Source organism: Wolbachia endosymbiont (group B) of Aricia artaxerxes, from assembly GCF_964026975.1.
Taxonomy (GTDB): Bacteria; Pseudomonadota; Alphaproteobacteria; order Rickettsiales; family Anaplasmataceae; genus Wolbachia.
This window is the reverse complement of record NZ_OZ034718.1, coordinates 1,128,559-1,148,319: the sequence shown is the minus strand read 5'-3', so window position 1 is coordinate 1,148,319 and position 19,761 is coordinate 1,128,559. Positions and strand designations below refer to the sequence as shown.

Below are 19,761 nucleotides of genomic sequence, written 5' to 3'. Positions count from 1 at the left end.
ACTTGCAATTTTCTTTGTTTTTTTTATAATTATGTTAATAAATTATAGGTTGAGGAGAATTTAGTATGCTTTCGGGAAGTAATGTAGATTTTAGAAGAAGGGTTGTTAGTGATGTAGGATGGCTTTGTTGCATAGCACTGATAGGCATGTAAATCACAGTGAATTTACGCAGCTAATTTAAATTCAGCCATACCTATATCAGTAAATTTGTTCAATAAGTAGCACTTAATTAACAGCTCTTTTTCACGATTTACCTCTGATTTATTTTTCAAGCCAAACCCAAATATTTGCTTCAACCTATAGAAAAAGACTTCAATATAAGACCGTGCTCCATACTTAACTTTTTTCTTCCATTCATTAATACCATCTTCATAATTCTCATATGACCTAATTCTACTAATATACTTGTTTCTTTCTGATAAGTAGTCAGCTAAACAAATTTTAGTATCCTTCCTAGGGCGAATAATAGGCACAATATTGTATTTTCTGCATTCTTTATACACACTTTTTATATCATAAGCCGCATCTGCTCGAATAGAACAAATGTTATATTTATCACTGACTTCTTCTAACATATCGCAGACCGGCAAATAGTCTACAGCAACACCACTAGTGTAGTTCATGCTTATTGCTTTCTTATCATTTATGTTTAAAACAACATGTAATTTTCTTACTTGACCATAACCACTGTATTTTCTTTTTCGAATATTAAGCTTACTATGCCCACCGTTATTATTGTAGATACTAACTCTAGTGCTATCTACGGCAATTTCAACATTTTCCAGATCATCTTTATTGCTTCTATGGTCATCAATCTTCAAATTAAGCTTTTTAAATCTTCTGGAAGCTTGTGTATAGCTGATAATCTTAAGTTTTTTGCCTATTTGTACCATATAACCTTTTACAAAACCTACAGCTTGTCTCAAGCCAATTCTAAAAAGATGAACTATTATGTGTATTAAAATTACAACTTTATCACTATAAGTGTTATTGCCACCTGCAACTTTTGGACTATTTTCATACCAATTTTCTATGGCTTGATTAACAAAATGAAAAACATTTCCTCTTTTTTTGAGAAACTCGTTATATTCTCTTTGGTTACTTACTCTCATTTTTTGTGGCATAAGTTGTACTTGTTTGAAAAATGCCTATTTTACAACAAAATTCGTTAGTAGCCATATATTAAAAAGCTTTTCTTCTTACAATAACCTCAACCAACACTAGCTATGCAACAAAGCCATGTAGGATTACGAACTCAAAATCAAACAACTTCAGGACAATCAACAAAAAAATTATTTAAAGCTATTGATGATGAAAATCTAGGAGATTTTGAGCGAGCTCTAGCAGAAGGTGCGAATGTTAATGCGTTTGATAAGGGATATACACCATTAATGACTATTATCATGAATGGTGATGATAGTCCTACACACTTGAAAATGATGACGTTGCTTTTGCAACATCAAAGTTTAAAGATTAATGCTCAAGAAACTAAAGAAAACAATACAGCTCTACATCTAGCCTTGCGCATGGAAAATAGAAATTTTGTACAGATTTTACTTAGACATACTGGTTTGAATGTGAATATTAAAAATATTCATCGTATAGATTTTCAAGGTAATTTCTCTCATACTCCTGAAGAATATATTAGAAAAATTGGACAAGTACAGGATAAAAATTTTTCGCACCTTACGATAGAAATACAAAAAGCACAAACAGGAAAAGAATTATTAGATGTTCTTTCTAACAGAAATATTGACCGAGCAAAAAGACTATTAAATCAAGAACTCAACCCTAATTGTTGGAAAAGAAATTCAAATGAAGAAATAGAAACACCACTTAGCCTGATTATCAAATCATGTTTACAAGGAATAACAGAAGATAACGAGGAAGTATTGACTAAACTTTTAAAACATAAAGAGCTAGATTTTAGTCAAATAAAACCAATACCAGCTATAGAGCAAAATTCAAGATTGAAGCAAATCATTGAACAAGCTATGAAAGAGCGATTAACTGATGCTATTAATAGAAAAGATTTGGGTGATGTAAAAGAATTAGTAGAAGATCACTGCTTCATAAATCGTGCAATTGTCAACGCTGTGTTGGGGAATGTTAATAATCCAAGTGAATCTATTAAAAATTATCTCAATGAGAAATTTCCTGCAAGTGCAGAGCAACCTGTAGCAAATACACATAATGTTCAATCAGAAATAAACGATGAGTTTATTGCTCAAGAATTGCAGCGACTTGAAAACCTGGAAGGTGAACTTGAAAGAACAAAGGCTCAACTTGCAGAAAAAGAGCAAGAGTTGAATAGGACCGTAGATGAAAGAACAAGAGACACTGACAAAATTTCACAGTTAGAAAAGGAGTTGAGACAAGTAAGGCAGGGTAATCAGGAAAGAATTCACACTCTCACTGATCAAGTAGCTCGACTTACTAGAGAAAAAAGTCAACTTAAAAACCTTAGAGATGAGCTTGAAAGAACAAAAACTCAACTTAGAAAAAAAGAGCAAGAGTTGGATAGGGTTGTAAGTGAAAGAGACACTAACAAAATTTCACAGTTAAAAAGGGATTTTAGGCAAGAGAGATTAGAACTTCAAGCTCAAAATCAAGACTTAAAGAACAAAAACAGAAAACTTTCAGAAGCAAACATTTATAATAGAAGGCAAAGTAACTATGCCTCTGCCTCTTTTGTGTTATCTGGAGCGTTTGCTATTGGTGCATGTTTAACAATATCGAATTTAGAAATATGTATTTCACTTGCTGTAGCTGCATTTGTCTTCCTTACAATTGGATGCTACTGTTCATATAAAGCAAGTACAGTACTGAGTGATGTGATAAGCACTGAATTTGGTAATGTTATCAGTTTAAGATAGAGTTAAGGTTTTTACTTCTTGTCTAAACTCTTCTGAAAATTTTTGTACATCCTGAAAATACCTTGATAATTCGAGTGAATGTGAACCTGAGTGGTTTCAAGACTTAAATAGTTGATTGTAAACTTGCTTTTATTATCTTTTAGTTCAAGAAATTAAAAGTTTAACGATGAGAATTATAATTACAGACCAAAGTAAAAAGTAGGCTTTTCCATTTGATTTATTTTTTACCTGTAATTTTTTGTCAGCTATTAGGTTTAATTTTTCTATAAGGCTAAATATTCCCTGAATTGCTTTTATGGGATAAGAGCTTTTAATTTTTTCCCTATACCCTATTTTACTTTCATGTTGATTGTTTATCCATGTTTCAACTACTTTCCACATATTGATTTCTGGATAGACTTTCCTACATGTTCCTTCTAATAAAATCATAGTTTTCTGCAGCAATAACAATTGTGTTTGAACTTTCATATCAAAATCACCAGTTATTTTTAGTAGCTGAGTAAGTAATCGAGCAAATGAAATCTTCTGTATAGGCTGTCCAACAATGGGCTCACCTATTGCTCTGCAAGCTGTAACAAAATTTCTATGCTGTGATGGAACATAACCGGCTCTAAAGTGCATTTTTGCAACGTGATCATAATCCCTATTTAAAAAGCCTTTGAGTATCTCTATAACGTAATAGCATGTCTCACGATCTATTCTACCCATGATTCCACAATCCAGGGCAATAATATTGTTATTACTATCGATCATTAAATTTCCAGGATGCATATCAGCATGAAAAAAACAATCCCTATATACCTGATTACAAAAAGATTCTATAAGATTGATAGCTATTTGCTTTCGGTTATTCAGCTTTTCAACTTCGTATATTGGTATAGCTTCCATCCATTCTAATGTTAAAACCTTTTTTGAAGTTCTACTCCAATCTATTTCAGGTACGTAGAAACCTCTGTCATGTTTAGTATTTTCCTTCAGTTCCGAAGAGTGGGCAGCCTCAAAACGTAGATCTAACTCTAATCGGCAAATTTCAGCAAAAGTTTTGACTAATTCAATTGGCTTCAGCCTTTTTGATTGTTCACTAAATTTTTCTGCAATTTCTGCAAGCCAAGAAAGCATTTTTATATCCCTTGAGAATGTTTTCTCAATATTTGGCCTTAAAACCTTTACAGCAACTTCCTTACCCGCAGTTGTAACTGCTCTATGAACTTGAGAAATTGATGCTGCTGCAATTGGCTTTTCAGAAAAGCTTGAAAAAATATCGCTTAATTTACAATTAAACTCACTTTCTATAGTTTTAACTGCTATTTTATACGAAAATGATGGCAATCTATCACATATCAATAGCAAGTTATTTGTTATGTCCTCATTTAAAATATCAGTGCGTGATGAAATGGATTGACCAAATTTAATGAACACCGGACCTAATCTTTCAAGAGCACGCTTTAGTTTATGACCTTGTATTTTATTTATTGATTTTTTTGATGGTGGAAGTAAATAAGGTAACACATTGTAACGTGTTAGCACTGTAGTTATTTGCAGAAGACGTAGAATATTTTGAATCATTTCGCTGCGTAACTGCCAAATATTTCATTTATCTCCATAATTTCATCAGGTTTACCTTGATAATAGATAGTATTATTTATGCAAATTATGTAATCTGAGGATGGTAGAGCAGAGTTAAGGTCATGAGAAGTCATGAGAATCGACACTGATCGTTCTTTTGCGATTTTATTTATAATATCATAAAATTTAGATCGTGCGTTAATATCCATTGCACTGACTGGCTCATCTAAAATGATCAAATCAGATTCTGAAATTAAACAGCGTGCAAGCAGCAGTAATTGTGTTTGTCCTGCAGAGATTTCTAATACTTGATTTTTTAGGATGTTACCGATACCAACCAATTCTATTGCTTCTGTAACAATGGGTTGATTTTTCTTCAATTTCTTCGAGGAGCTATTGAAAAGGAAAGACTCAACTGTTATTGGCATCAAATTACCAATACTAAAATTTTGTGGCATATAGCTAATTTTTATATTGTCAGCGAATACAATACTGCCAATAAAACCTTTATTTATACCAGCAACTGCTTTCACTAAAGAGGTTTTACCTCCGCCATTTGGACCAAGTATTGTAACTATATCTCCTCTTTGTACTGATATGTTGATATTATCAAGAACTTTTTTATTATCGTATGAAAGAGTAAGGTTTTCTATTTTTAGAATGCAGTTATTGACACTACTTAATTTTTTGGCAAGAATTGACTTCTTCTCAACATTTATATGAGACATTTACTGTTTTTTTTTCTATTACTTTCATTTACATTATACTACAATAGTGCCTTTTCATCCAATTTAAAAATTGTAGCTACAATCAAACCTATACACTCACTTGTAGCTTCTGTTACAGATGGAATTTCAAAGCCAGAACTACTAATGTACGAAGTAGTGTCTGAACATAACTACATGCTCAGGCCTTCAGACGCAAGTAAATTAGAATCTAGCAATATTATATTTTATATCGATGATTCTTTGGAAACATTCATTAAAACTTTCGCTAAAGAAAATAAGAAGTTAATACCGCTATCAAGTGCAATCGATCTACTTCCTGCTCGAACACATTCATTTTCTAGTCACATTCAAGATGAAAAAGATTTGCATATTTGGCTGAGTCCTGAAAATGCAAAAAGTATGATACTTTCTATCAGTGCAACATTATCTAATATAGATAAAGAAAATGCCTATCGATACAATACTAACGCAGAGGAGGCTATAAGAAAGATAGACCAAGAAGTAGAAAAAATTACGAAAGAATTGGATGAGTTAAAAAATCAAAAATACATAGTTACTCACGATGCTTATCAATATTTCGAAAAATATTTTGATTTAAGTTACCCAAGCGCCATTCTTTCTATAGAAGAAGATTCTTACATAGGTATGAAGAGTTTAATGAAATTAAAAAAGGTAATGAAAGAGGAAAACGTTAAATGTATTGTTTCTCATTCACGAGAGGATAGCATAAAGCCTAATGTCTTTTCTAGTGACGTAAAAATGGTGATTCTTGATCCTATTGGATCAGATGTAGAGCCTGGAAAGGATGCATATCTAGATATAATCAGCAGCATTGCACAAAATTTCAAGTCTTGTTTCACTGAGTAATGAGTTCTTTTATCTATTCAGGTAGCATTGCAAACTTAGTGCTTTCTATTCCAATCACAACTATACCGACATTATCTACCAGAAGTATATCATCCCAGTATCAAGTACTGGGATGACACCTTCTACTACGCAAATTACCACAATGTCCGCACGGCTATACACGTGATGCTGGAATTCTTAGCACACCTTTTGATTTATGAAAAATCAGTGTCTGCATTTACTTCTATTTTTTTATCTATTTTATTTTGCCATTTTACTGCTTACTCTGTATTCAAATTACATGAACCTTTTTATATTAGGCAAGCTCAGGTTATTTTTACGTTTATATATTGATCCGATCTAGTCCAATAAACCCTCTAAGGAAAACCCTTAGATTTTTGACCTACTAACGTGTGACACTTTAGGTTTTAGAGCGTTTTCTGTGTTTTATACTTTATGTTTATTAATTGTGTAATGATCAACACTATGAGTTTCACCTTCCCTTCCATTATATCTCTGAGCTCTATTATTAGAGTATAACTTGATTATAAACTATATATAACAATAAACTTACTTTAATTTTTCTTCTTTAAATAATACGTGTCTTCTGACCACTGGGTCATACTTCCTAAACTCGAGCTTTTTGGGAAGGTTCTTAGGATTACGTTTTTTTACACAAAAATAGCCTGTTAGTTTCTCTTCTCCAGTTTTTGTTGTTTTAGTTGCAGTGCTAACTAGCTTGACAAGCAAAGAAGCATTTTTTTTCGCCATAATTGTTAGTGATATAATAAACTCTATGCAAGTTTAGAACGCAAAACACTGAAAGTCAACCCAATAATGCAGGTCGCAAAATTCTTGACAATCAATAATATATTAAGTAGTATAAGAACATTTCAGAATGGAAAGTAGACGGTAAATAAGTGGTGAGTGATGGCAAAAGGTTATTGTTGATAGAAAGTACTACCTGTTCTAACGAGGTAAGGGTTGCCCTACTAGTTAATGGTAGGGTTGTAGAGTTTGAACAAGAATTCAAGGAAAAAAAACAATTAAGAGGTAATATATACGTTGCTTATGTAAAGCGTATAGAGCCTGCTTTGCAGGCCGTGTTCATTGAGTATGGAAAAAATAAGCAAGGTTTTTTGTCTTTTTCTGAGATATCTCTAAATTACTTTAATATTCCAGAAAAAGAGAAGGAAATTTTCCCTGATGAAGACTATTCGAGCGGTGTGGACTGTTCAAATGATAATTGCACAGAAGAAGGCCTAGATTCTACAGCTAGTAATGAATCCAGCAGTGGTTTTGTGAGGGGGGTACCTTTACATAGAAAATATAAGTTACAAGATGTGATTTCAGTAAATCAAAAGTTATTAGTTCAATTAACTAAGGAAGAACGAGGAAATAAAGGAGCTTCATTTACAACATACGTAACTTTGGTCGGTAGATACTGTGTTTTCATGCCCAATTCCATAAGTAGGGGTGGAGTATCTCGCAGAATTGAAGATACCAACGTTAGAAAACAGTTAAAGGATATATTAAATTCAATAAATTTACCAAAAGGCTCAGGTTTAATAGTAAGAACTGTTGGTGCAGGAAAAAGTAAGAAAGAAATTGAGCAAGATTACAATAATTTGACCTTATTATGGCAAAATATTCAGCAAAACTTCTCTTCTTTAAATGTTCCATCATTAATTTACAACGAAGCAGATGTAGTTATGAGATCTGTACGTGACTTTTGTAGTAATGATACAGAAATTATAGTATCTGATAGAGAAGTTTGTGAAGCGGTAAGAAAATACACTAAAAATGTGTTACAAGGAAAATTGCGTCCTAGATTATATAGAGGTTCTGTTCCAATCTTTACTTACTATCGAGTCGAAGATCAAATTTCTGAATTATATAGCAATAGAGTAGAATTGCCATCTGGTGGGTCTTTGGTGATAACCTTAACTGAGGCATTTGTTTCAATAGACGTAAATTCAGGGAAAATGACAGGAGAAGATAACATAGAAGAAACAGCTTATAGAACTAATATGGAGGCATTATCTGAAATATCAAGGCAAGCGAATCTCAGGGGCTTATCAGGGTTAATAGTTGTTGATTTTATTGACATGTTGAAACTTGAGTATTGTAAAAATGTTGAATTTGCTATCAAGCAGGCGTTTAAAGATGATAAAGCTAAAGTTCAATTTAGCTTTATCAATGACTTTGGTTTAATGGTCTTTTCAAGACAAAGAATTAAACCAAATATACAGGAAATTAATACTACAGAGTGCTTACACTGTAAAGGTATTGGAAGAGTGAAATCAAACGAAGTGGTTGTTGCATCGATACTAAGGGATTTGCAACATATTGCTAATAAAAATCAAAATAAGTCCTTTGATTTAATAGCACGCAGTGCAGTTATAGCGCACATTTTTAATAATAAGCGTGATATGGTTTCTACAATCGAAAAAGAGTTCAATATTACATTAAATGTTAGTATTGATAATAGTTTAGATGCAGATACATTTATTTTAAAGCAAGGAGACCATATTAATTTTAATGATTATAAGCCATTGCAGAATTCTGGATGTCAAATTGTGAATAGCAGGGATAAAGAAGCTGGTAAACTACCGGGCAACTTTTGGTTAACTAAATGGCTTTCGCGCCTTTTGGGCTCTAACAACTAAACGGGACTTGTAATTAACGAGTTTTATACTTATATATTTTACATCAGATAATATTTAAAAGGGAGTATTCATTATGGGAAGAGCAATAGGTATAGATCTTGGAACAACAAATTCTTGTGTTGCAATAATGCAAGGCAAGGATGCAAAAGTAATCGAGAATAAAGAAGGAGCAAGAACTACTCCGTCTATAGTTGCATTTACTTCGTCTGGAGAAAGGTTGATTGGTGCTCCAGCAAAAAGGCAAGCAACTACCAATGCAAATAATACTTTTTTTGCAACTAAGAGATTGATAGGTCGCCAATATAGCGATCCTGAAATGAAGAATCTAGGTGTACCGTATAAGGTATTTGCAGCAAAAAATGGTGATGCATGGGTTAAAACAACTGATGGTAAAGAATACTCTCCTAGTCAAATTGGTGCATTTATACTACAAAACCTGAAAGAAGCAGCTGAGGCTTATCTTGGGGAAGAAGTAAAGGATGCTGTGATAACAGTGCCGGCGTACTTCAATGATTCTCAACGTCAAGCAACAAAAGATGCAGGAAAAATTGCTGGATTAAATGTCCTCAGAATAATTAACGAACCAACTGCTGCAGCACTTGCTTATGGTCTTGATAAAAAGCACGGACACACAATAGTAGTGTATGATCTTGGTGGTGGTACATTTGATGTTTCAGTTCTTGAAATAGGTGACGGAGTTTTTGAAGTAAAGGCTACAAATGGTGATACTCACCTTGGAGGGGAAGACTTCGATAATGCAGTAGTAAATTATTTACTGGGTGAATTCAAGAAAAGTAATGGCATTGATTTGAAAAACGATCCAATGGCTATGCAAAGAATCAAAGAAGCTGCAGAAAAAGCAAAGGTAGAATTGTCAAGTGCAATGGAAACAGAAGTAAATCTACCGTTTGTTACAGCTGATGCAAGTGGCCCAAAACACTTAAATATGAAGCTAACAAGAGCAAAGCTTGAAAGTTTAGTGAATGATTTAATTGAAAGGACTATAATTCCTTGCAAAAAAGCTCTTGAAGATGCTGGTTTGTCTGCTAGTCAAATTGGTGAAGTAGTTCTTGTTGGTGGCATGACTCGTATGCCAAAAGTCATAGAGAAAGTTAAAGAATTCTTTGGCAAAGATCCACACAGAGGGGTTAACCCTGATGAAGTTGTAGCAATTGGAGCTGCAATACAGGCGGGAATCATTCAAGGTGATGTAAGAGATGTATTACTACTTGACGTAACTCCACTTTCTCTTGGTATTGAAACTCTAGGGGGAGTGTTCACTCCACTTATTGAACGTAATACTACTATTCCCACAAAAAAATCTCAGGTGTTTTCAACTGCAGAAGATAACCAAACAGCCGTTACAATTAAGGTACATCAAGGTGAAAGAAAATTGGCGATTGATAATAAACTGCTTGGTCAGTTTAGTTTAGAAGGAATACCACCTGCTCCTCGCGGGGTTCCTCAAATTGAGGTGACATTTGATATAGATGCAAATGGAATAGCGCATGTTTCTGCAAAGGATAAAGCTACTGGAAAAGAGCAAAAAATACGTATTCAGTCTTCAGGTGGTTTATCGGAGGATGAAATAAATCGGATGGTGAGAGAAGCTGAGGAAAAAGCACAAGAAGATGAAAAGCGTAAGAAATTTATTGAAGTGAAGAATCAAGCGGATAGTTTAGTTCATTCTACAGAAAAATCTTTGACAGAATATGGTGATAAAATTTCTCCAGAAGATAAATCTGCTATTGAGAATGCAGTTAATGAATTAAAGGAAGTTAGTAAGTCTGATAATATTGATGATGCTGATTCAATACAACAGAAGGTTACTAATCTTTCTCAACTTTCTATGAAGCTTGGAGAAGCTATGTATAAGGAATCTCAACAACAACAAGGTGGAGAAAGCTCATCCACAACAAATAATGAGGAAGAAAAAGTAGTAGATTCTGATTATCAAGACATGGATAATAAAGAAGAGAATAAGTAATTCGATTGTCATCCCAGTGCCCAGATACTGTGGGATGACAAGAGGAGCGTATTGTTGCTTAAAGGAACTATTGTGGATATTATTAAGACAATAGAAGAAAAATTACGCGATTCAATAGGTGTAATTGATATTAATATTATCGATGAATCAGCAAAGCATGTAGATCATTATTTTGTTTCTTCTTCGACACTACCTTCACATATCAAATTAGTATTAATATCTAACGACTTTTCTGGAATGAGCTCTTTAAAGAGGCATAAATTGATCTATGAATTATTAAAGAGTGAAATAGAGCGATTACATGCGATTTCTCTTCACTTGTATACGCAAAGCGAATACAATCTAAAAAATAAATAGTAGAAACGTGAGAGAAGAGTCTTTATTAGTTAAAGCAGGAAGAAAATTTAATGATTATAAAGGGTCGATGAACCCACCAGTTTATCATTCTTCTACTATATTATTTCCTACTTACAAGGACTACTTAAATGCAGCAAATGGAGAAAGTATATACGATGTAATCAATGATGGTGTTGCAAGGGATTACAGTTACAGTAATGTTGGTACGCCTACTGTTCATTATTTTTCAAATGCACTGGCTGAAATTGAGGGTAGGGGACAAGCACTCATCTACCCTTCTGGATTATTTGCACTTACTTTTGCTATTTTGACTTTCACTAAAGCAGGTTCACATGTCCTGATACAAGATAATAGTTATTATAGGCTAAAGAGATTTGCCGAAAATGAGCTACCAAAAAGAGGAGTAGAAGTAACTTTTTATAATCCGACACAGGATATAACTGATTTAGTTCAGAGTAATACTTCACTCATCATGATTGAGACTCCTGGTTCTATAACGTTTGAGATTTCAAATATAGAGCATATAGTAAAAGTTGCTAAAGCACGTGGAATCGTAACCGTTTGTGACAATTCATGGGCCACTCCTTTGTTGTTTAAGCCGCTTGATTATGGAATTGATGTTGCACTATACGCGGTGACAAAGTATCTAGCCGGTCACTCAGATTTAGTGATGGGAGCTATGGTTGCTGAAGGTAAAATTTTTAAATTGCTTTATGAGAGCTATAAAAATTATGGAGTCACCATTCAATCGCATGACTGTTACCTTGCACACAGGGGACTTAGAACACTGCAAACACGCATGAGGAAGCATCAAAGTACAGCAATGCAAGTAGCAAAGTGGCTGGAAAAACATCCAAAAATCAAAAAAGTCTTATACCCCGCACTTTTTTCCTATTCTCAGCATGATTTATGGAAAAGTTATTTCAAAGGGGCAAGTAGCGTATTTAGTATAGTACTCGATAGAGAATATTCATGTGAGGAACTAAGCTGCATGGTTGATCACATGAAAATTTTTGGCATCGGTGCTTCTTGGGGAGGATGTGACAGTTTGATATTACCAATAGAACATAGATCTATGTCAAGATCTGTAATGAATTCAGATTATGGTGGAAGTTTTGTGCGAATATTTTGCGGACTAGAAGATCCTGAAGATTTGATTTTTGACTTGAATACTGCATTAATAAGACTGCCATGTTCAAGTGTTAAAGATGATTGTGAGACTGAAAGAGCTACTGCATAACATTGTAAATGCTGACTTTGATATTGAAATCAAAGGCGTCACATGTAATCCTAAGAGAGTTAAAGAAGGTTACCTTTTTGTTTGTGTGTCAGAAAGGAGTAAAGAACACGTAACATGTCTTCCTAATGGATGTGTACACAACTGTGTAGACGTTGTAATACAAGGGGCCAAGAAAGATGTCATCCCAGTGCTCAGACACTGGGATCCAGAAAATTTAATTGTAAACAAGCATACTAGACAATTGTATAATGAAAACTGGATTCCAGTGTCCGCTACTCGAATGACAAGTACTCCAAGTTTTGCAGTGCTTTACCACTCGGACCCTCAAGGAATATACAGTGAAATAGTCAGCAGGTTTTATCAATTCAAACAACCTAAATATGTTGCTGCTGTAACTGGTACGAATGGTAAAACTTCAGTGGTGGAATTTTGTCGCCAGATTTGGCAAGATAATGTAGCGTCTATAGGAACACTGGGAACATGTGTCAATAATAATAGAAAAGATAATAGCCTTACAACGCCAAGTGCAGATGATCTTTATTCCACATTGCGTGACATAAATAATAAGAACGTAGAACACTTAGCATTAGAAGCTTCAAGCCATGGAATCGATCAATACAGAATCCATGGACTCAGGCTCAATGCTGCAGCTTTTACTAATTTCTCTCAAGATCATTTGGACTATCACAAAAGTATCGATGAGTATTTTGAGGCCAAGAAAAGGTTGTTTGATGAGGTATTGCCAAAAGAAAAAACAGCGATTTTAAATGCAGATATAGGCGAATATGGAGAGTTGCTCAACATAGCTGAAAAGCGTGGCAACAAAGTTATAACCTATGGAAAAAAAAACTCTGACATTACTTTATTAAAGCAGATACCCACTGCCAATGGTCAATACCTGACAATTCAAATCGGTGATGAAATTTATAACGCATTTTTTCCGATTTTTGGGCAATTTCAAGCATATAATTTGTTGTGTGCAATCGGTATAGTTATTTCATCTGGTATGGACTATCAAAGAATGTGTATAGATAAACTCGCTTCTCCATCTGGAAGAATGGAAAAAGTGAACACTTTTGCATTTGTCGATTACGCTCATACTCCAAGTGCACTCAAACAAGCTCTGTTGTCTTTAAAATGGCACTTCAATAAAAAGATAGTTCTAGTGTTCGGTTGTGGCGGGAATCGTGATCAAACAAAACGTGCAGAGATGGGTAAAATAGCACAAATGCTTGCAGGTAAAGTTATAGTCACAGATGACAATCCGCGCGATGAAGATCCGGGGAAAATTCGTCACGATATTTTGTTACATTGCCCTGATGCACTGGAGATAGGAGATAGAAAAAAAGCTATAGAGAAAGGTATAAATATAGCACATGATGAAAATATGATTCTGCTAGTTGCAGGAAAAGGACATGAAAGATTCCAAATAATAGAAGGCCAATCCCTTGAATTTAGTGATGTTGAAGTTATTAGAGAGGGCCAAAAATTTGCTACTGCTGTTTTGCTCTCTCCTTCATCCAACGCCTGAATGGCTTTTTTCCTTAAGTCATAACTGTACGCTGCTGGCATTTTTACCTTCTTGTTACACTAAATCACTATCTTATCTTGTTCCTACTATTATGAGAAGAGCTATACAAGGATATGAAAGTGGAGATTGTGGTTACAAGATTAGTGAGAGAATATAGAAAAATTTAGGATGAAATATTGCGTGATATAGTTCATTTAGTGATAAAGGCTCTTACAGGTATAGTAGCGCTTCATAAGTAAGAATATTTTTACAAAGAATTTAATAATCACAATTTAGGCAATGATGAAAGTTCTTTAAGAAAAAAGTTTAATACTATCAAGAAAAGTTTGCATAGGCATAGCAATATAATACATAATAATCAAAATATTCCAAATTCTGTCAATTTATTTGCACAGTCAATCACTTGAGAATTCGGAAATTGATTTTTAAACCAAGTGTACTGGCGTTTTGCATAATGCCTTGTGTTTGTTTGAGCAATCTGTATTGCTTCGTCTAAAGTAATCTCCCCTTTTAAGTATCTTATAATTTCTGGTACTCCATGTGCTTTCATAGCTGGCAAATGTGGAGATGGGTTCATGCTAAGTAGGTTTTTTACTTCATCAATTGCTCCATTTTCAACCATTTCAATAAAACGAGAATTTATTTTTCGGTATATATCCTCACGTTTAGGTAGAATTGTATATACCTTAAAATTATTGAACAAAGGAGGCTGTCTATTTTCTTGCCATACAAAGATTGTCTTGCCAGTTTCAGTGATAACTTCAAGTGCTCTTGAGAGGCGATGTGAGTCATTAATAAATATTTTACCTTGAATCCTTGGATCTTTGCTTAGCACTAATTTGTAGAATTCCTCTTTACTTAAATTTTTTCTAAGTTCATTTACGTTTTCTCTCACTTCCTGGCTTATTTGTGGAATCGATGATAATCCCTTGATTAAGCTGCTAATGTAAAGCCCACTTCCTCCAGTGATGATCGGTATTCGTGAATTTTTCAGCGCGTTGTTAACTTCCCTATTTAAATCCTCTATCCATAAACCTACGGAATAATTTTCTCTTGCTGAAACATAACCGTATAGCCTATAAAATTCTTTCTGCTTTGGTGGTTGAGCAGTAATTACGGGAATCTCTTTGTATACCTGCTTTGAGTCACAGTTTATTATGCTAATGTTTTTATGCTTTTTTATCAAGTTATCGCATAATTCTGATTTACCTGAGGCTGTAATTCCTGTAATAATTACTATATTATCTTTCATTTATATTAATTTAACTAACCTATGATAGGGTGTAGTAAAAATTTGGATTCTACAATCTAAAATTTGGAGACTTTTATGGCAGAAAATGATAACGATAACTCGTTTACTAAGCGTTTTACAAATAGGACTTCTAATGAGACAAGAGGAGGTTTTTCCAGTAAGTATTCATCTCAAAATACCAAAGAACATGCACTAGGAGCAAAAGGAAAAATTTCTGAATTGGCAAACAAAAAAGCTGAAGCCAAGGAAGCTTTTTCTGAAAGTGGCGGCATAAAGAGTAAAAGCAGAACTATCAATGAAAGATCCTTTGCTGATGCAACAAGAAGAAGTAGATCAGATCTCATATATCTAGTTCGTGGTAAAGATCGAGGAAGATCAGCTTGGCACTATGTATTAGTTGATAAAGATAAAAGAGAAATGTTTCTGGCAAAAAGTAGAACTGGCTCTATAGATGTTGCAGATTATGGAGAGATTTTATATTCAGGATGGGGAGATGATCCACCACAGACGATAGTCGATAAAATCAATGAGGAGTTCGGATTGTAGTAAATCTGTTGTAAAAGCAACAAGGACAACATTGCAAATTTAGAGTTCAAAAGGGTTATTCCTCGAGAACTACTGCGTCAGAAAGCTGGCGTTGAATTTGTATATAATGTTGACCTTGGAGGTTTTTATGAATAATAGTGAGAGAAAAGAAAAATTGGAAACTCGTATTCTATCAAGCAGAGGCAGGTCTTTATTGGATCACGAGCTACTAGAACGTACTCTGTCTGGATATGCAGAAGGAAGAGAAGTGGCAAAAAGGCTAATTGAGCTCTTTAGTAGTTTAGGAAGGGTAATTAATGCTGATTTTCATGAGCTAAAAAACGTTACAGGAATGAATGATGGAGCAATAGCAAATATCTTTTGTCTGAAAGAGATTTTTGATAGGATACTGAAAGGTAAGTTAAAAAAATTGTCAATTCTTGATAATAGAGAAGAGCTACTAAAATACTTTAAAGCAGCAATAGGGCAGTCACGAAAGGAAAGCTTACGAGTGGTATACTTAGATCGAAGTGGTCATTTAATATATGAGTATATTCAAGACTGTGGAACTATAGACAGAGTACCTCTGTATGTGAGGGAAATAATAAAACAGGGATTACTGATTGATGCAGCATCTGTTGCAATTTCACATAATCATCCAAGTGGAGATATAGAACCATCAAAAGAGGATGAGGATAATACACCTACGACAATGTTGCAAATTTTTATTTTCCTTTCCATTATGTCCAGAAGAGTTCGGTAGCTCTTTTACGCGAAATACCACATTTACGTCCTCAAGGTTAATTTCAATTCTCTTGACCAATGTTCTGATAATATCACGTTTAGTTAACCAGTCTGCGTTATCAAGGTTTAACGTAATATTGGAAGAAAAGTCTTCTAAATTGGCCACAACCAGAGTTACCTCCTGTTCTAATTCCTTTTGATAAAATATCTTTTTCTTCTCTTCTTTAATTGTTTTTAAGCTTTGTTTCATTGCTTTAATTCGTGGTTCAAATTCCTCTTGATTGATATATTCTTGAGCATAACTATCGATAAGTCTAGCAATACCACGTTTTAATTTATTTTCTTGTTTCTCTAGCAGGTCACTTTTTTGATCCAATGATGATTTTTTTAGTTCTGAAAGCCTACGCTTGTATTCTTCTAAAATCCTGTTTGGATTTTTCAATAACTGCTTAACCTCTTCCCACACAGCTGTTTCTAATGCATCTGAGCGAATGGGTTTATTGTCACAAATCTTATTACCACCAAAACGGTAAGAATCTTTACCACTACAACGGTAATATGCATAATGACCACCTTCTTCTTCTCGTCTACTTCTCATGCAAGTTCCGTAACATCCGTAATTACAACGCTTACATATGACTAAACCTTGTAGTAAGTACTTTGCTCCTCTTTTTCTTGTCCTTGCTACTTTTCTATTTTCAGCTAATTGTTCTTGAACAATATCAAATATATCTTCATCTACTATATTTGGCACTTTAATATAAATCCAATTTGCTTTTTCAACAGGATAGACAGAGTGGTTACTTTTTGGCTGCTCACAAGAGCCTTTCTGTGGTCTTACTTGCTTTAATCTTACTCCTAACCTTCTTCTACCAAAAGCTGCTTGTCCTTTGTAAGCAGGGTTTTTCAACATACTCCAAATTGTACCTTTATTCCAGCGTTCTTTTCCTTTTTGTGTCTTAATGGACATAGTATTTAGCCGACGACATACTTCCCCAATACTTGTTCTTTCTCTGCCTATCCACAAAAATACTTTACGAACGACATCAGCTTCTTTTTCGTTAATCTCAAATAAAGCTTGTCCTCCTCCCATATGCTTATCTATATAACGATAACCATAAGGAGCTCCTCCCATTACATTTACATAGCCTTTGTTAGCTGCATAGATTTTACCACGACGACTTCGTTCCATAATTTTCGCACGTTCATATTCTGCTATCATACCTTGCATTTGTAACAGTAATTGAGATTCTGGGTGGCTTTGTTGCATAGCACTGATAGGCATGTAAATCACAGTGAATTTACGCAGCTAATTTAAATTCAGCCATACCTATATCAGTAAATTTGTTCAATAAGTAGCACTTAATTAACAGCTCTTTTTCACGATTTACCTCTGATTTATTTTTCAAGCCAAACCCAAATATTTGCTTCAACCTATAGAAAAAGACTTCAATATAAGACCGTGCTCCATACTTAACTTTTTTCTTCCATTCATTAATACCATCTTCATAATTCTCATATGACCTAATTCTACTAATATACTTGTTTCTTTCTGATAAGTAGTCAGCTAAACAAATTTTAGTATCCTTCCTAGGGCGAATAATAGGCACAATATTGTATTTTCTGCATTCTTTATACACACTTTTTATATCATAAGCCGCATCTGCTCGAATAGAACAAATGTTATATTTATCACTGACTTCTTCTAACATATCGCAGACCGGCAAATAGTCTACAGCAACACCACTAGTGTAGTTCATGCTTATTGCTTTCTTATCATTTATGTTTAAAACAACATGTAATTTTCTTACTTGACCATAACCACTGTATTTTCTTTTTCGAATATTAAGCTTACTATGCCCACCGTTATTATTGTAGATACTAACTCTAGTGCTATCTACGGCAATTTCAACATTTTCCAGATCATCTTTATTGCTTCTATGGTCATCAATCTTCAAATTAAGCTTTTTAAATCTTCTGGAAGCTTGTGTATAGCTGATAATCTTAAGTTTTTTGCCTATTTGTACCATATAACCTTTTACAAAACCTACAGCTTGTCTCAAGCCAATTCTAAAAAGATGAACTATTATGTGTATTAAAATTACAACTTTATCACTATAAGTGTTATTGCCACCTGCAACTTTTGGACTATTTTCATACCAATTTTCTATGGCTTGATTAACAAAATGAAAAACATTTCCTCTTTTTTTGAGAAACTCGTTATATTCTCTTTGGTTACTTACTCTCATTTTTTGTGGCATAAGTTGTACTTGTTTGAAAAATGCCTATTTTACAACAAAATTCGTTAGTAGCCATATATTAAAAAGCTTTTCTTCTTACAATAACCTCAACCAACACTAGCTATGCAACAAAGCCATTCTGGGTTACCGTTAATCTCATAATTTAAAAAAACCACTTTTGCTCCTGCTTTTTCAAATTCTTCAATCAGCACCATTTGATATGCATATTTTCTAGATAAACGATCAGGAGAATGAATGTAAATCTTATCAATTTTACCTTCTGTTACTTTATCACGTAATTTTTCTAAATCAGGGCGGACTAAATGAGATCCACTGTAGCCGTTATCAATAAATTTATACTCACTTAACAATCTGTATCCGTCCAGATTAATTTGCTTCTCTAAAGCTGCAATTTGACTTTCTATCGTATTTCCTTCTACTTGTTTCCCCGAAGAAACTCTCGCATATAAACATACTGTTACCATTTGACCCTCCTTGAATCCCATTTTTATGTTTTAAGTTTTTTTGACTTATTTCCTTTGACACTACCTTTTCATAAGCATCTGATAAGCATTGTTCTGCTAACCGATTAGGTTCATAGCTACAGCTAATTTGGATAGCTAATCTCTTGTTTCTCATGACTTTTCCTTGAAATAATATGTTCATATCATTCCTTAAAGCCGATGGTTAATTGATTATTAGCGCTATAAGTAAATCGGACTCTTGGTTCTGGACACAGAAGTTTTCGAGAAATGGTTTTCTCTAGTTTTATTTTTATGTTTTTTGCAACATTGTCGGTAGTGTAAAAGCACTATTATCAGACACATCAACGTAATTCCTTTCACCTTCTTTTCCAATTCTAACTTCAACCTTACTATTTCCTATTTCTATAACATCACCTCCTAATTTTACCTCTCCTGTGGTTAATCCTAAATTTTTTGTACCTTCCAATATTCTTGCAATATTTACCTTACTACTCTCAGAAAATTTCATAAAAAACGTCTGATTATCCATTTCCACGTCTTCTATGATTCCTTCATTTTCAATAGCACTTTCACCGATTTCTCTCAGTTCTTTAAGCCACTCATCTATCTGTGGACGAACCTCTTGATAGAGTTTGTTATGCATCTCACTTATTCCCTTATCCTGCAAGGCTTTGTTGCATAGCTAGTGTTGGTTGAGGTTATTGTAAGAAGAAAA

18 protein-coding genes are annotated in these 19,761 nt (G+C 33.9%); 9 read left to right on the top strand and 9 right to left on the bottom strand.

Features of this window, described 5'->3' with window-relative positions:
* Nucleotides 1-164 precede the first annotated feature (164 nt).
* A complete protein-coding gene (locus AAGE00_RS05160) occupies nucleotides 165-1,124 on the bottom strand; it encodes an IS5 family transposase (RefSeq protein WP_341815149.1) in 960 nt (319 codons plus the stop codon).
* A gap of 102 nt (nucleotides 1,125-1,226) precedes the next feature.
* Between AAGE00_RS05160 and AAGE00_RS05155 the strand changes: the two genes are divergently transcribed.
* Nucleotides 1,227-2,876: an ankyrin repeat domain-containing protein gene (locus AAGE00_RS05155; protein ID WP_341815182.1), complete on the top strand. Its 1,650-nt coding sequence runs from the start codon at nucleotides 1,227-1,229 to the stop codon at nucleotides 2,874-2,876.
* A gap of 144 nt (nucleotides 2,877-3,020) precedes the next feature.
* Here AAGE00_RS05155 and ubiB read toward each other — a convergent pair whose 3' ends face one another.
* Both ubiB and AAGE00_RS05145 read right to left on the bottom strand, forming a co-directional pair.
* Nucleotides 3,021-4,442 (bottom strand): 2-polyprenylphenol 6-hydroxylase, encoded by a 1,422-nt coding sequence (ubiB, locus tag AAGE00_RS05150; protein WP_213863719.1) that lies wholly within the window; start codon nucleotides 4,440-4,442, stop codon nucleotides 3,021-3,023.
* Nucleotides 4,439-5,170: a metal ABC transporter ATP-binding protein gene (locus AAGE00_RS05145; RefSeq protein ID WP_341815181.1), complete on the bottom strand. Its 732-nt coding sequence runs from the start codon at nucleotides 5,168-5,170 to the stop codon at nucleotides 4,439-4,441. Before AAGE00_RS05145 ends, ubiB begins: the two co-directional genes overlap by 4 nt.
* Here AAGE00_RS05145 and AAGE00_RS05140 point away from each other — a divergent pair.
* Nucleotides 5,162-6,037 carry a zinc ABC transporter substrate-binding protein gene (locus AAGE00_RS05140; protein ID WP_007302707.1) on the top strand — a complete coding sequence of 292 codons (876 nt, stop codon included), beginning with the start codon at nucleotides 5,162-5,164 and terminating at the stop codon, nucleotides 6,035-6,037. The two genes, AAGE00_RS05145 and AAGE00_RS05140, sit on opposite strands and share 9 nt — an antisense overlap.
* Nucleotides 6,038-6,586: 549 nt before the next feature.
* On the opposite strand, the gene rpmG is transcribed toward AAGE00_RS05140, so the two are convergent.
* A complete protein-coding gene (gene rpmG, locus AAGE00_RS05135; protein ID WP_012481745.1) occupies nucleotides 6,587-6,787 on the bottom strand; it encodes a 50S ribosomal protein L33 in 201 nt (66 codons plus the stop codon).
* 149 nt (nucleotides 6,788-6,936) lie between these two features.
* Here rpmG and AAGE00_RS05130 point away from each other — a divergent pair, with 149 nt between their 5' ends.
* From AAGE00_RS05130 to AAGE00_RS05110, 5 genes are all read left to right on the top strand, one after another.
* Nucleotides 6,937-8,685, top strand: a complete 1,749-nt coding sequence (locus AAGE00_RS05130) for an Rne/Rng family ribonuclease (RefSeq protein WP_007302710.1) — start codon at nucleotides 6,937-6,939, stop codon at nucleotides 8,683-8,685.
* Between the two features lie 73 nt (nucleotides 8,686-8,758).
* Nucleotides 8,759-10,672: a molecular chaperone DnaK gene (gene dnaK, locus AAGE00_RS05125; RefSeq protein ID WP_019236356.1), complete on the top strand. Its 1,914-nt coding sequence runs from the start codon at nucleotides 8,759-8,761 to the stop codon at nucleotides 10,670-10,672.
* A gap of 72 nt (nucleotides 10,673-10,744) precedes the next feature.
* Entirely contained in the window at nucleotides 10,745-11,029 is a 285-nt protein-coding gene (locus tag AAGE00_RS05120) for a BolA family protein (protein WP_012481743.1), read from the top strand.
* A 7-nt stretch (nucleotides 11,030-11,036) separates the two neighbouring features.
* On the top strand, nucleotides 11,037-12,269 hold the full coding sequence (gene metC / locus AAGE00_RS05115; RefSeq protein ID WP_012481742.1) for a cystathionine beta-lyase: 1,233 nt from the start codon (nucleotides 11,037-11,039) through the stop codon (nucleotides 12,267-12,269).
* Entirely contained in the window at nucleotides 12,238-13,800 is a 1,563-nt protein-coding gene (locus AAGE00_RS05110) for a Mur ligase family protein (protein WP_007302714.1), read from the top strand. The genes metC and AAGE00_RS05110 overlap by 32 nt, the downstream gene beginning before the upstream one ends.
* Nucleotides 13,801-14,158: 358 nt before the next feature.
* Here AAGE00_RS05110 and miaA read toward each other — a convergent pair whose 3' ends face one another.
* On the bottom strand, nucleotides 14,159-15,052 hold the full coding sequence (gene miaA / locus AAGE00_RS05105) for a tRNA (adenosine(37)-N6)-dimethylallyltransferase MiaA (RefSeq protein ID WP_019236354.1): 894 nt from the start codon (nucleotides 15,050-15,052) through the stop codon (nucleotides 14,159-14,161).
* A 75-nt stretch (nucleotides 15,053-15,127) separates the two neighbouring features.
* Here miaA and AAGE00_RS05100 point away from each other — a divergent pair, with 75 nt between their 5' ends.
* Nucleotides 15,128-15,598, top strand: coding sequence for a hypothetical protein (locus AAGE00_RS05100; protein ID WP_019236353.1), 471 nt, complete (start codon nucleotides 15,128-15,130; stop codon nucleotides 15,596-15,598).
* A 127-nt stretch (nucleotides 15,599-15,725) separates the two neighbouring features.
* Nucleotides 15,726-16,340 carry a RadC family protein gene (locus AAGE00_RS05095; RefSeq protein WP_213863718.1) on the top strand — a complete coding sequence of 205 codons (615 nt, stop codon included), beginning with the start codon at nucleotides 15,726-15,728 and terminating at the stop codon, nucleotides 16,338-16,340.
* Here the strand turns inward: AAGE00_RS05095 and AAGE00_RS05090 are convergent.
* The 4 genes from AAGE00_RS05090 to AAGE00_RS05075 form a co-directional block, all read right to left on the bottom strand.
* Complete coding sequence (locus AAGE00_RS05090; protein ID WP_341815179.1) at nucleotides 16,257-17,591, bottom strand: recombinase family protein; 1,335 nt, start codon at nucleotides 17,589-17,591, stop codon at nucleotides 16,257-16,259. The genes AAGE00_RS05095 and AAGE00_RS05090 overlap by 84 nt on opposite strands.
* A 31-nt stretch (nucleotides 17,592-17,622) precedes the next feature.
* Complete coding sequence (locus AAGE00_RS05085; protein WP_341815149.1) at nucleotides 17,623-18,582, bottom strand: IS5 family transposase; 960 nt, start codon at nucleotides 18,580-18,582, stop codon at nucleotides 17,623-17,625.
* Between the two features lie 86 nt (nucleotides 18,583-18,668).
* Nucleotides 18,669-19,067, bottom strand: a complete 399-nt coding sequence (locus tag AAGE00_RS05080) for a recombinase family protein (RefSeq protein ID WP_341815178.1) — start codon at nucleotides 19,065-19,067, stop codon at nucleotides 18,669-18,671.
* A 268-nt stretch (nucleotides 19,068-19,335) separates the two neighbouring features.
* Nucleotides 19,336-19,689: a hypothetical protein gene (locus tag AAGE00_RS05075; RefSeq protein ID WP_341815177.1), complete on the bottom strand. Its 354-nt coding sequence runs from the start codon at nucleotides 19,687-19,689 to the stop codon at nucleotides 19,336-19,338.
* Between the last annotated feature and the right edge of the window lie 72 nt (nucleotides 19,690-19,761).